At 60.8% G+C, this 13716-nt stretch carries 8 protein-coding genes; all 8 read left to right on the top strand.

Going from position 1 to position 13716, the window contains the following annotated elements; all coding sequences use genetic code 11:
* Positions 1-118 precede the first annotated feature (118 nt).
* The 8 genes from rpoB (at position 119) to rpsJ (ending at position 13632) form a co-directional block, all read left to right on the top strand.
* Entirely contained in the window at positions 119-3610 is a 3492-nt protein-coding gene (gene rpoB / locus AQ996_RS00985; RefSeq protein ID WP_199408987.1) for a DNA-directed RNA polymerase subunit beta, read from the top strand.
* Between the two features lie 6 nt (positions 3611-3616).
* Positions 3617-8092: a DNA-directed RNA polymerase subunit beta' gene (locus AQ996_RS00980; protein WP_172674583.1), complete on the top strand. Its 4476-nt coding sequence runs from the start codon at positions 3617-3619 to the stop codon at positions 8090-8092.
* Between the two features lie 310 nt (positions 8093-8402).
* A complete protein-coding gene (locus tag AQ996_RS00970) occupies positions 8403-8921 on the top strand; it encodes an RNA polymerase sigma factor (protein WP_055250249.1) in 519 nt (172 codons plus the stop codon).
* Positions 8872-9948 carry a DUF4179 domain-containing protein gene (locus AQ996_RS00965; RefSeq protein ID WP_055250248.1) on the top strand — a complete coding sequence of 359 codons (1077 nt, stop codon included), beginning with the start codon at positions 8872-8874 and terminating at the stop codon, positions 9946-9948. The genes AQ996_RS00970 and AQ996_RS00965 overlap by 50 nt, the downstream gene beginning before the upstream one ends.
* Positions 9949-10218: 270 nt before the next feature.
* On the top strand, positions 10219-10596 hold the full coding sequence (rpsL, locus tag AQ996_RS00960; RefSeq protein WP_006235012.1) for a 30S ribosomal protein S12: 378 nt from the start codon (positions 10219-10221) through the stop codon (positions 10594-10596).
* A gap of 74 nt (positions 10597-10670) precedes the next feature.
* Positions 10671-11144: a 30S ribosomal protein S7 gene (rpsG, locus tag AQ996_RS00955; RefSeq protein WP_006235013.1), complete on the top strand. Its 474-nt coding sequence runs from the start codon at positions 10671-10673 to the stop codon at positions 11142-11144.
* A gap of 19 nt (positions 11145-11163) precedes the next feature.
* Complete coding sequence (gene fusA / locus AQ996_RS00950) at positions 11164-13263, top strand: elongation factor G (RefSeq protein WP_022094183.1); 2100 nt, start codon at positions 11164-11166, stop codon at positions 13261-13263.
* A 60-nt stretch (positions 13264-13323) separates the two neighbouring features.
* Entirely contained in the window at positions 13324-13632 is a 309-nt protein-coding gene (gene rpsJ, locus AQ996_RS00945; protein WP_022094184.1) for a 30S ribosomal protein S10, read from the top strand.
* The last annotated feature ends 84 nt before the right edge of the window (positions 13633-13716 follow it).

The following is a 13716-nucleotide window of genomic DNA, read 5'->3' as shown; positions in this document are numbered from 1 at the left end:
TCGCGTCAAGGCTTTTCTTGCCCAACGGTCGGTACCTGATAAACTATTAGGTTGCGATAACTGGCGAAGCTATGCCTCGCCAACCCACCGAGCATTTCCGTGAAGGAGGAAAAACCTGGTGACCTACGCATACACTGCCACTGAGCGCAAGCGCGTCAGCTTCGGGAAAATCCCGGAGGCCATGGAGCTCCCCAACCTTATCTCTGTTCAAAGGGAATCCTTTGAGCGTTTTAAGGACGAGGGCCTTCGTGAGGCGTTCAAGGAATCCAGCCCCATCCAGAGCCAGAACCATGTTCTCGAGGTTACCTTCGGCGAGCATCAGTTCGGCGACCCCGCGCACACCGTCGAGGAGTGCCGCGAGAAGGACATGACCTATCAGGCCCCGCTTCTGACCGACGTCCGTCTCACCAACAAGGAGACCGGCGAGATCAAGGAGCAGCTCGTCTTTATGGGCGACTTCCCCATGATGACCGATCAGGGCACCTTCATCATCAACGGTACCGAGCGTATCGTCGTCTCGCAGCTCGTCCGTTCCCCGGGTGTGTACTACAGCTCCGAGATGGATTCGGGCAAGCAGATCTACAAGGCCCAGATCATCCCGTCCCGCGGTGCCTGGCTCGAGTTTGAGGTCGACAAGCGCGACCAGCTCATGGTCTCCATCGACCGTAAGCGCAAGCAGAGCGCCACGATGTTCCTGCGCGCCCTTGGCATCGCCGTCACCAACGACGACATCATCGAGCTGCTCGGCAACTCCGATGTGATCAAGCGCACCCTGGAGCGCGACACCGCCCTCACTCGCGAGGACGCCCTCATCGAGATCTACCGTCGCCTGCGCCCGGGCGAGCCTCCCACCGTGGACGCTTCCCGCAGCCTGCTCGAGGGCCTGCTCTTTAACCCGCAGCGCTACGATCTGGCCCGCGTCGGTCGTTACAAGGTCAACAAGAAGCTCAACCTCACCACCGAGGAAGAGGTCACGGTGCTCACCGACGAGGATATCGTCGCGACGCTGCGCTACCTGCTGTCCCTCGCTGCCGGCGAGCAGGGCTTCAAGGTCGACGACATCGACCACTTCGGCAACCGCCGTATCCGCACCGTCGGCGAGCTCGTCGCCAACCAGTTCCGTATCGGCATGAGCCGTATGGAGCGCGTCGTCCGTGAGCGCATGAGCTCCCAGGACATCGACGAGATCACCCCGCAGTCGCTCATCAACATCCGTCCGATCGTGGCTTCCATCAAGGAGTTCTTCGGTTCCTCGCAGCTCTCGCAGTTCATGGACCAGGCGAACCCCCTGACCGGTCTGACCCACAAGCGCCGTCTGTCCGCACTCGGCCCTGGTGGTCTTGCCGGCCACAAGTCCGGCTCCAGCCGCCGCACCAACGTGCCGACGGCCGTCCGCGACGTTCACAATTCGCACTACAGCCGCATGTGCCCGATCGAGACCCCCGAAGGCCCCAACATCGGCCTGATCGGCTCGCTCGCCCTCTACGCCCGCGTCAACGAGTATGGCTTCATCGAGGCCCCGTTCCGTCGCGTCGAGAACGGCGTTGCCACCGATCAGATCGACTGGATGACCGCTGACGAGGAAGAGAAGCACGTCATCGCGCCGGCCAACACGCCGCTCGATCCCAAGACCAACGAGTTCATCACGACCGATGCCGAGGGTAAGATCGTCCGTCCGCACACCGTGATCGCCCGTACCCGCGACTTCGACGGCTCCTTCGGCGCTCCCGCCGACGTGCCCGTCGAGGACGTCGACTACATGGACGTCTCGCCGCGTCAGATGCTCTCCGTCGCAGCCACGCTGATCCCGTTCCTTGAGCACGATGACGCCAAGCGTACGCTGATGGGCGCCAACATGCAGCGTCAGGCCGTGCCGCTGGTTCACCCCGCCGCTCCCTATGTCGGTACCGGCATGGAGCGTCGCGCCGCTCTGGACTCCGGCGAGGTCACCCTGGCCAAGAACGCCGGCGAGGTCATCTTTGCCGACGCCGCCAAGATCATCGTCAAGCATGCCGGCGGCATGGACGAGTACCACCTGGCCAAGTACCAGCGCTCCAACCAGTCCACCTGCATCAACCACCGTCCGCTCGTTCGCGTTGGTGACACCGTTGAGCAGGGCGAGCCTCTGGCCGACGGTCCTTCGACCGATCACGGCGAGCTCGCACTGGGTCAGAACCTCACCGTGGCCTACATGCCGTGGGAAGGCTTTAACTACGAGGACGGTATCGTCGTGTCCGAGCGCCTGGTGGCCGAGGACCTGCTGACGACCATCAACATCACCCGTCACGAGATCGACGCCCGCGACACCAAGCTCGGCCCCGAGGAGATCACCCGCGAGATCCCGAACCTCTCCGAGGACATGCTTGCCAACCTCGACGAGGACGGCATCATCCGCATCGGCGCCGAGGTCGGCCCTGGCGACATCTTGGTCGGCAAGGTCACGCCTAAGGGCGAGAGCGCTCTGACCGCCGAGGAGCGCCTGCTGCGCGCCATCTTCGGTGCCAAGGCCCACGACGTCCGCGACACCTCCCTTAAGATGCCTCACGGCGCTTACGGCCGCGTCATCGACGTCGTCCGCTTTAGCCGCGAGAACGGCGACGACCTGGCCCCCGGCGTCAACGAGCAGGTGCGCGTCTACGTCGCCCAGCGTCGTAAGATCCAGCAGGGCGATAAGATCGCCGGCCGCCACGGCAACAAGGGTGTTATCTGCAACGTTCTGCCGGTCGAGGACATGCCCTACATGGCTGACGGTACCCCGATCGACGTTATCCTCAACCCGCTGGGCGTTCCTTCGCGTATGAACGTCGGCCAGCTGCTCGAGTGCCACCTTGGCTGGGCTGCTGCGTGCGGTTGGGATACCGAGCAGGCCGACTCCGACAAGTACGTCCCCGGTCCGTTCTTCACCGCCACGCCCGTCTTCGACGGCGCCAAGGAGGACGAGATCGCCGAGGTCATCCGTCGTGCCAACAAGAACATGCTCAACAAGGCTACCGCTGCCTTTGGCGATCACATGCGCCCCGAGTTCGTCACCCAGCTTGACGAGCGCGGCAAGACCCGCCTGTTCGACGGCCGCACCGGCGAGGAGTTCCGCGAGCCCATTACCGTGGGTACGTCCTACATCCTCAAGCTCGGCCACATGGTCGACGACAAGATCCACGCCCGTTCGACCGGCCCTTACAGCCTGGTTACCCAGCAGCCTCTGGGCGGCAAGGCTCAGTTCGGCGGCCAGCGCTTCGGCGAGATGGAAGTTTGGGCACTGTACGCTTACGGTGCTTCCAACGTCCTGCAGGAGATCCTGACCGTCAAGTCCGACGATACCGTGGGCCGTGTCAAGACCTACGAGTCCATCGTCAAGGGCGAGAACGTTCCTGTCCCGGGTATCCCCGAGTCCTTCAAGGTTCTCGTCAAGGAGATTCGCTCCCTCGCACTGGACATCGAGCCCATGCACGATGCCGACGAGGACGCCTCCGCCCCTGTGACCGCCGAGGAGACCTCTGCTCTCGACGACCTGGCTGCGCTCGCCGGCGTTGACGCCGACGTCGAGGCCGAGGATGCCGAGACCGCCGAGGCACCCGAGGCTGTCGCCGCCACGACCACTGATAAGGAGTAGTTGACTGTGGCAGATTTCGAAGCTACTGATTTTGACTCGGTAAAGATCTCCCTTGCCTCCGCCGACCAGATCCGTTCCTGGTCGCACGGTGAGGTCAAGAAGCCGGAGACCATCAATTACCGTACCCTCAAGCCCGAGAAGGACGGCCTGTTCTGCGAGAAGATCTTCGGTCCCGCCAAGGACTGGGAGTGCTCCTGCGGCAAGTACAAGGGCATCCGCTTTAAGGGCATCGTCTGCGAGCGCTGCGGCGTCGAGGTCACCTCGGCCAAGGTGCGTCGCGACCGCATGGGCCACATCGAGCTCGCCGCTCCCGTGTCCCACATCTGGTACTTCAAGAGCCCCACGAGCTTCCCGATGAGCCGTATGCTCGACATCAAGTCCAAGGACCTCGAGAAGGTTCTGTACTTTGCCAGCTACATCATCACCGAGGTTGACTACGAGGCTCGCGAGGCCGACGCCGACGACCTGCGCGAGGAGCTCGCCGCCGATCTGGAAGAGATCGATGCCGAGTGCGCCCGCCAGATCGAGTCCCTCAAGGAGCAGGGCAACCCCGAGAACTTTGACGAGTTCTCCGACGAGGAGCCGCTGACCCCCGAGGAGATCGCCTCTGGCATCGTCGACATCGAGGAAGAGTGCAAGGACGAGAAGCAGCTCCGCACGGACGCCTTCAACGCCTTCATGAAGCTCAGCGAGCGCGACCTCATTTCCGATGAGCCGCTGTTCCGCGAGATGACCCGCTACTACTCGATGTACTTCAAGGGCGGCATGGGTGCCGAGGCCGTCCGCGACCTGCTCGCTGCCATCGACCTCCCCTCCGAGGCCGAGAAGCTCAAGGCCATCATCGCCGACGAGGACTCCCAGAAGCAGAAGCGCGAGAAGGCCGTTAAGCGCCTCGAGGTCGTTGACGCCTTCCTGAAGGGCGGCAACAGCCCCGCGAACATGATCCTGGACGTCATTCCGGTCATTCCGCCCGATTTGCGCCCGATGGTCCAGCTTGACGGTGGCCGTTTCGCCGCGTCCGACCTCAACGACCTGTACCGTCGCGTGATCAACCGTAACAACCGACTCAAGCGCCTGCTCGACCTGGACGCCCCTGCGATCATCGTGAATAACGAGAAGCGCATGCTCCAGGAGTCCGTGGACGCCCTGTTCGACAACGGCCGTCGTGGTCGCCCGGTCTCTGGCCGTGGCGGTCGCCCGCTCAAGTCGCTCGCCGAGGCCCTCAAGGGCAAGCAGGGTCGTTTCCGTCAGAACCTGCTGGGCAAGCGTGTCGACTACTCCGGCCGTTCGGTAATCGTTACCGACCCCAAGCTGCTGCTGCACCAGTGCGGTCTGCCCAAGACCATGGCGCTGGAGCTCTTCAAGCCCTTCGTCATGAAGCGCCTGGTCGAGCTTGGCAAGGTCGAGAACATCAAGGGCGCCAAGCGCGCTATCGACCGCGGTGCCACCTTTGTGTGGGATATCCTCGAAGAGGTCATCGACGGCCGCGTCGTGCTGCTCAATCGTGCACCGACCCTGCACCGTCTGTCCATCCAGGCCTTTGAGCCGGTGCTGGTCGAGGGCAAGGCTATCCACCTGCACCCGCTGGTCTGCTCGCCCTTCAACGCCGACTTCGACGGCGACCAGATGTCTGTCCACGTGCCGCTGTCCAGCCAGGCTCAGGCCGAGGCCCGCGTGCTCATGCTCTCTGCGAACAACCTGCGCTCGCCGGCATCCGGCAAGCCGGTCAACATCCCTTCGCAGGACATGATCATCGGTGTGTACTACCTCACCCAGGTTCGCGAGGGTCTGCCGGGCGAGAACCACGTGTTCTCGAGCTTCGACGACGCGCTGCACGCCTATGACTGCCGCTCCGAGGTCGACATGCAGGCCAAGATCCAGGTCCGCGTGTCCGCTGCCGATGCCAACGTCATCAACGAGGACGGCACCCGTATCTTCCGCGTCAAGAACGGCAAGAACGAGTTTGTCGACTACGACGTCACCGGCAACAAGACCGCGCGCTTCGAGACCTCTATCGGCCGCATCATCTTCAACCGCCAGTGCCTGCCCGAAGATTACGAGTTCATGAACTACAAGATGGTCAAGGGCGACGTGGCCAAGCTGGTTGCGGACTGCTGCGATCGCTATCCCGAGGCCAAGGTCGGCCCGATCCTCGACGCCATCAAGTACTCCGGCTTCCACTACGCTACCCGCGCCGGCCTCACCATCTCGGTGTGGGACGCTCTCATCCCTGCCGAGAAGCAGGAGCTGCTCGATCGCGCCCAGGCCAACGTCGACCAGATCAACGAGTACTTCGAGGAGGGCTTCATCAACGAGACGGAGCGCCACATCGAAGTCGTTAACGAGTGGACCGCTTGTACCGATAAGGTTGCAGCGCTCATGCTCGACTTGTTCGACGAGGAGAACCCGCTCTACATGATGGCCGACTCCGGCGCCCGTGGTTCTAAGACCCAGCTGCGTCAGCTCGGCGGCATGCGTGGCCTGATGGCAGACATGTCCGGCGAGACGATCGACCTTCCCATTAAGGCGAACTTCCGCGAGGGCCTGCTGCCGCTCGAGTACTTCATTTCGACCTACGGCGCCCGTAAGGGCCTGGTCGATACCGCATCCCACACCTCGGACTCTGGTTACCTGACCCGTCGTCTGGTCGACGTGGCCCAGGACGTCATCGTCCGCGAGGAGGACTGCGGTACGCACGAGGGCGTCACCTACAACCTCATCATCCCCGGCACCACCGACCTCAACACCGACCTTGTTGGCCGTTGCTTCATTGAGGACGTCGTGGCTCCCGATGGCACCGTGCTCTTTGAGCAGGACGGCTACATCGAGAAGGTCGCCGACATCCAGAAGATGGTCGATGCGGGCCTCAAGAAGGTCAAGCTTCGCGCGCTGCTCACCTGCCGCTCCAAGTACGGCGTGTGCCAGAAGTGCTACGGCTGGGATCTTTCCACCCGTCGTCCGGTCGCCATCGGTACCGCGGTCGGCATTATTGCCGCCCAGTCCATCGGCGAGCCCGGTACGCAGCTTACGATGCGTACCATTCACTCCGGCGGCGTCGCTGGCGTCGACGATATTACGCAGGGTCTGCCTACGGTCAGCCGTATGTTCGATATCGTCGGCAACGTCAACGAGAAGATTCTGGGTCGCGAGGCCGAGCTGGCTCCGTACTCCGGCCACCTCTCGATTAAGCCCGAGAAGTCCGAGTACGTGCTGACGCTCACCGACTCCGAGGATCACACCCGTGTCCTCGACGAGCGTCGCGTCCCCGCATCGGTGCGCTTTATGCCCGAGATCGAGGACGGCTGCGAGGTTCGCGCCGGCGACCAGATCACCAAGGGCTTCGTCAACTTCCGCAACCTGCGCAAGCTGACCGACATCGAGTCGACGATGCACACCTTCGTCGAGAGCGTCAAGGACGTCTACACCAGCCAGGGCGTCGACCTGAACGACAAGCACATCGAGGTGCTCGCACGTCAGATGCTGCGTCGCGTTCAGATCACCAACCCCGGCGACTCCAAGTACCTGCTTGGTCAGTACGTCGACCGCTACGAGTTCGCCGACGAGGTTGAGCGCGTTGCCCGTCTGGGCGGTCAGGCTCCCGTGGCCGAGCCCGTCATCCTGGGTACGCTCAAGGTCGCGTCCAACATCGACTCCTGGCTGTCGAGCGCTTCGTTCATCCGCACCGCCGGCGTCCTTACCGAGGCTGCCATCGAGGGCAAGGTCGACCACCTGCTCGACCTTAAGTCCAACGTCATCGTCGGTAAGAAGATCCCGGCTGGTACCGGCCTCAAGCCGTATGCCAACGCCAAGCTGACGTATCGCACGGCCGACGGCTATGTCGACATCGACGGTCCGGCTTCGCCCAACGCCAAGTCGCTGCCCGAGTGGGCTCCGGTTGAACTCAAGGATCTGGACGAGCAGCTCCCGCAGCAGCTCGACTGGGCCGGCTACGACGAGTTCGGTGGTGCTGACGGTTCGTTCACCCGCAACGGCCATACCATCTCCGCCGAGAAGGCTCGCCTGTACCTGTTCGACGACCTGGGCGTGTCGCAGCGTTGGACCAACAAGTTCAGCGAGGTCGGCATCGAGACGGTCGGCGACCTGGTCGGCAAGTCCGAGGAGGATCTGCTGCGCATCGATGGTATCGGTGCTAAGGCGATCGAGGAGCTCCGTGACGGCCTTGAGGCCCACGATCTGCTCTACATCCTCGAGAACAACGACGACGTTGCCGACGAGGAAGACCTCTCGCAGCTGTTGCAGATGGTCTTTAGCCCCGACGGTCCGGACGATATCCTGCTGGGTACCTCCGCTCCGACGCATCACGCCGACGCCGACGAGGAGCTCCTGGGCGCCCCGATCGACGACAAGAAGGCTCCCGCCAACGGCGCGATCAACGAGGACATGGCGTCCCTCGACGAGCTGCTCAACCAGCTCGTGGACACCGACGACGCCGAAGAGGCCAAGGACAACGACGAGGAGTAATTAGTTCCGCCGTTCTAACGAACGGCGGCGACCTCCGTCGCTGCGCGGCCCCCAGAGCTACAATCTGTCATTCAAAAGGCAGGGCATGACCAAAAGGTCAATGCCCTGCCTTTTTCATGCCACCTTGTACGCTCTGGGGGCCGCTCGCTTGCGTATGCTCAACCTGTTGCGTTCCGTTGATCCCTTGCCAAAAAGGGACAGGTTTATTTTGGTCGGTTTTTCATGCTTGAGTTTGAAACATTTCGCCCGACAAGAGCGTATCTATGGTGAGGGCCTCATCGAGAACCATTAATGTCACCGGGAGGTGATTATGGAAGAACAAGCTTTTAGACAGGCGGTCGAAGACCACCGGGATGTCGTGTTTCGGATCGCATTGACGTATCTGCGTGATCGCGCTGACGCCGACGATGTCGCTCAAGACGTCTTTCTTAAGTTGCTCAAAAGCGACGCGCAATTTGAAAACTGGGAGCATCTTCGTCGATGGCTTATCCGGGTCACGATCAATGAATGTAAATCTCTCTTTCGAAAGCCGTGGAGGCGTGTGGAGGATATTGAGAACCTGGCCGATTCGCTTTCGACGGCGCAGGATGAGACCAAGGCCGTCCTATTAGACGTCATGCGGCTTCCGGAACGATTCCGTATCCCCATCGTGCTCTATTACTATCTGGGCTTTTCGACCTCAGAGATTGCCGAGTTACTGCATGTGCCAGCCGCGACCGTTCGAACGCGTTTAGCTCGCGGCAGATCGAAGCTCAAGTTCATCCTAGAGGAGGGCGACCGTGAAATCCAACCAGATCAAGCAGGCCTTCGAGTCCGTCCAAGCCGATAGCGATCTTGCTGACCGTGTTCTTTATGCCGCTGCTGGCGATCCGCTTCGCCGAAAGGGTCACGCGAAGCCTCTGTATGTTGCCGTAATCGGATGTCTTGCCGGAGTGCTGGCGACCGGAGGGGTCGCCTACGCTGTTGTCAATTCCAGTTATTTTGCCTCTGCCTGGGGAAACCATGGCAACGGAGAGTCCGTTACCTGGACAAATGGCGGCTCGTCGGGGACGAAATATACCTACACCAGAGAGGTTGGTGATGGTATCGCGCCCCAAAGCCTGGAGGGTGCAGTCCAGAAGGTCAATCTGTCCGTCGAGGGCAACGGCTATACACTCGACATTCATGATATGGCTATCGATAAAAACGGTTGCGGTGCTGTGACGTTTACATTGTCCAATCCGAATGGCGTTAACTACTACAAGCCGGCGGCAGAGCTTGGCGAACTTGTTCTCTATGGTGAAGAAGAAGGGGGCGTCAGTACACCCAGCATGAACTTTGGCGAGGAATGGGCTGATACACGCTGCACCATTGATAAAGACACATCAAGCGACACGGTCATTAACGGCACGATGTACTTTGCATCTTGGAATCGCGATCGAGATTTACGACATGCGGTCACCTGGAATATCAGTTGGACGGAGGGCAAAGGTGAGGATGCGAAGGTGATCGAGGTATCGACGCCAGAGTTTAACGTCGGAGCGCACGTCGATACAAAGGAGCTCCGCTCCGACGACTCGCCTCTCGAGATCAGCCCGTTTTCCATCCAGACGCACATCGATGATCTGGGCTATGAAGCAGTTGATCATAAACTGACCGTCAGCTACAAGGATGGATCGGAGCAGATTATCGAAGATGACGACGCAGGGGCGTACAATTTCTATGTTTCGATGGCGCGCAATAGCGGAGAGAACATCTGGGTTCCGACAAGGCTCATCAATGTCGATCAGGTTGTATCGGTAACCCTTGAGGGAACGAGGTGCACATCAACAGGAGAGACCGAAACAGAAGTACCCTTTACCATCGTCTATTCGTAAGGTCTGAGGCCGCTTCCTGCTAGAGGAAGCGGCCATTTTTGCGTTACATGGACGGCTGGAATGGGCACTTGCGCACAGGCGGGGATTCCTTTTATGGAGGCTTTGCGGAAATATAGCTATTTTGGGATACGCCCGGCGGCGTGGTCTGTTGACGGCACAGCTAACGCCACGTATCCTATCCAACTGCGTGTTTCGTAGGGGGATGCTGACCCCTCGATTCAAGCCGTTGCACTTTACAGAAAGCTGGAATCATTCGAGAAGGAGTACGCTTTGCCTACTATTAACCAGCTGGTTCGCCAGGGCCGTCGTTCCGTGCCCAAGAAGTCCAAGAACGCTGCTCTGCAGCACAACTCCCAGAAGCGCGGCGTGTGCACCCGCGTCTTCACCACGAGCCCCAAGAAGCCGAACTCGGCTCTTCGTAAGGTTGCCCGTGTTCGCCTTGTCAACGGCATCGAAGTTACTGCTTACATCCCGGGTGAGGGCCACAACCTGCAGGAGCACTCCATCGTGCTCGTCCGCGGCGGTCGTGTCCGTGACCTCCCTGGTGTCCGTTATCACGTCATTCGTGGCGCCTACGACGCTGCTCCGGTCCAGAACCGTATGCAGGCCCGTTCCAAGTACGGTGCTAAGCGCCCCAAGGCTAAATAAGCCAGATAACGTTTTGATACTTTCGCCGTGTGCCGTCTTGAGCGCCGCACGGTAGACACTTAAGGAGATTTCACATGCCGCGTCGTGCAGCAGCTAATCGTCGTGAGGTTCAGCCTGACGCCGTTTACAACAACCGCCTGGTGACTCAGCTCATCAACAAGGTCCTTCTTGACGGCAAGAAGGCCACCGCTGAGCGCATCGTTTACACCGCTTTCGAGATCGTTGCCGAGAAGTCCGAGGGCGGCGACGCTCTCGCTACCTTCAAGAAGGCTATGGACAACGTCAAGCCCACGCTCGAGGTTAAGCCCAAGCGTGTCGGTGGCGCTACCTATCAGGTCCCGATGGAGGTCAACTCCCGTCGTTCCACCGCTCTGGGTATCCGCTGGATCGTCAACTTCTCCCGCGCTCGCAAGGAGAAGACCATGGCCGAGCGTCTCGCCAACGAGATCCTCGACGCTTCCAACGGCCTGGGCGCTTCCGTCAAGAAGCGTGAGGACGTCTTCAAGATGGCCGAGGCCAACCGCGCGTTCTCTCACTATCGTTGGTAAGTTAAGGTAAGGAACTAACATGGCTAAGCCTAAGTACAAGCTTTCCGATACCCGTAACATCGGCATCATGGCTCACATCGATGCCGGTAAGACCACCACGACCGAGCGTATTCTTTACTACACCGGTAAGACCCACAAGATCGGTGAGGTCCATGAGGGCGCTGCCACCATGGACTGGATGGTTCAGGAGCAGGAGCGCGGCGTAACCATTACCTCCGCTGCTACCACGTGCTTCTGGAACAAGGACGGCAAGGACTACCGCATCCAGATCATCGACACCCCGGGCCACGTTGACTTCACCGCCGAGGTCGAGCGCTGCCTTCGCGTCCTCGATGGCGCTGTCGCCGTTTTCGACGCCGTTGCCGGCGTTCAGCCCCAGTCTGAGACCGTTTGGCGTCAGGCTTCTACCTTCAACGTCCCCCGCATCGCCTTCATCAACAAGTATGACCGCGTGGGCGCTGACTTCTTCAACGCTATCGAGACCATGAAGGATCGTCTCGACGCTAACGCCGTGGCCGCTCAGGTCCCGATGGGCGCCGAGGACAACTTCTGGGGTGTCATCGACCTGGTTACCATGACTGCATGGGACTTCAAGGCCGACGAGAAGGGCATGACCTACCCCGAGCCGATGGACGAGATCCCGGCTGAGTTTGCCGACATCGCTGCCACCAAGCGCGAGGAGCTCCTCGACGCTGCTGCCAGCTTTGACGACGAGCTCATGGAGAAGATCCTCATGGAGGAGGACTTCACCGTCGAGGAGCTCAAGGCTGCTCTGCGCAAGGGCGTTCTGGCCAACGAGCTCAACCTCGTTTTCGTGGGCTCCGCCTACAAGAACAAGGGCGTTCAGGAGCTGCTCGACGCTGTCGTCGACTACCTGCCCAGCCCGCTTGACGTCGAGGCCGTCACCGGTACCGATCCGGACACCGGCGAGGAGATCCAGCGTCATCCTTCCTTTGACGAGCCCTTCTCCGGCCTGGTCTTCAAGATCATGACCGACCCGTTCGTCGGTAAGCTCACCTACGTCCGCGTTTACTCCGGCCGCGCCGAGTCCGGCTCCTACGTTGTCAACGCTTCCAACGGTCAGCGCGAGCGTCTCGGCCGCATCCTCGAGATGAACGCCGCCGAGCGTATCGACCGTGACGACGCTGCCGCCGGCGACATCGTCGCTTGCGTCGGCTTCAAGAACTCCACCACCGGTGACACCCTGTGCGCCGAGGGCAAGGAGATCGTCCTCGAGAAGATCGAGTTCGCTAAGCCCGTTATTGACGTTGCCATCGAGCCCAAGACCAAGGCCGAGCAGGACAAGATGTCCCTGGCTCTGACCAAGCTCGCCGAGGAGGACCCGACCTTCCAGGTGTCCACCAACCACGAGACCGGCCAGACCATCATCGCCGGCATGGGCGAGCTGCACCTCGAGATCATCGTCGACCGTCTGCTCCGCGAGTTCAAGGTTGACGCTAACGTTGGTAAGCCCCAGGTTGCCTACCGCGAGACCGCTGGTCACGACGTCGAGAAGGCTGAGGGCAAGTTCGTCCGTCAGTCCGGTGGTCGCGGTCAGTACGGCCACGCCGTCATCAAGCTCGAGAAGATGGAGGAGGGCTTCGGCTACGAGTTCGTCAACGCTATCGTCGGCGGCGTCGTGCCCAAGGAGTACATCCCGTCCATCGACAAGGGCATCCAGGAGGCCCTGAACACCGGTGTTATCGCCGGCTTCCCGGTCCTCGACGTCAAGGTCACCCTGTTCGACGGTTCTTACCACGAGGTTGACTCCTCCGAGGCCGCCTTTAAGATCGCCGGTTCCATGGCTATCAAGGACGCCCTCAAGAAGTCCGATCCGCAGCTGCTCGAGCCGATTATGGCTGTCGAGGTCGAGACCCCCGAGCAGTACATGGGCGACGTTATGGGCAACCTCTCCGGTCGCCGCGGCAAGATCGAGGGCATGGAGGATCGCAAGAACAGCAAGCTCATCCGTGCCAAGGTGCCGCTGGGCGAGATGTTCGGTTACGCTACCGACCTTCGCTCCCAGACCCAGGGCCGTGCATCCTACACGATGCAGTTCGACTCTTATGAGCCCGCGCCCAAGTCCATCGTGGACGAGGTCATGAGCAAGAACGCCTAAGTTCGAGCTCCCTGTTACGTAATCCGCGAGAACATCTCTCGCACTCTTTGGAGGTTTAAGTTGGCTACCCAGAAGATCCGCATTCGCCTCAAGGGCTATGATCACGAGGTCGTCGATCAGTCCGCGAAGCTCATCGTCGAGACCGCTCAGAAGACTGGCGCTCGCGTTTCCGGTCCTGTCCCCCTGCCCACCGAGCGCAACCTGTACACGGTTATCCGCTCGCCGCACGTGAACAAGGACTCCCGTGAGCAGTTCGAGATGCGCACCCACAAGCGCCTCATCGACATCCTCGACCCCACCTCGGGCACTGTTGATTCGCTCATGCGTCTCGACCTCCCCGCTGGCGTCGACATCGACATCAAGCTCTAAGCGATATCGCTCATAGCTTACAGAGCCCCGCTGCCATTACGGTAGCGGGGCTCTTTTGTTTTGCATGATGGGTTTGAACCGCCG

The sequence above is a fragment of the Collinsella aerofaciens genome (genome assembly GCF_001404695.1).
Lineage (GTDB): Bacteria > Actinomycetota > Coriobacteriia > Coriobacteriales > Coriobacteriaceae > Collinsella > Collinsella aerofaciens_E.
Note: the sequence above shows the minus strand (reverse complement) of the source record. Positions and strands in the feature narration are given on the sequence as shown.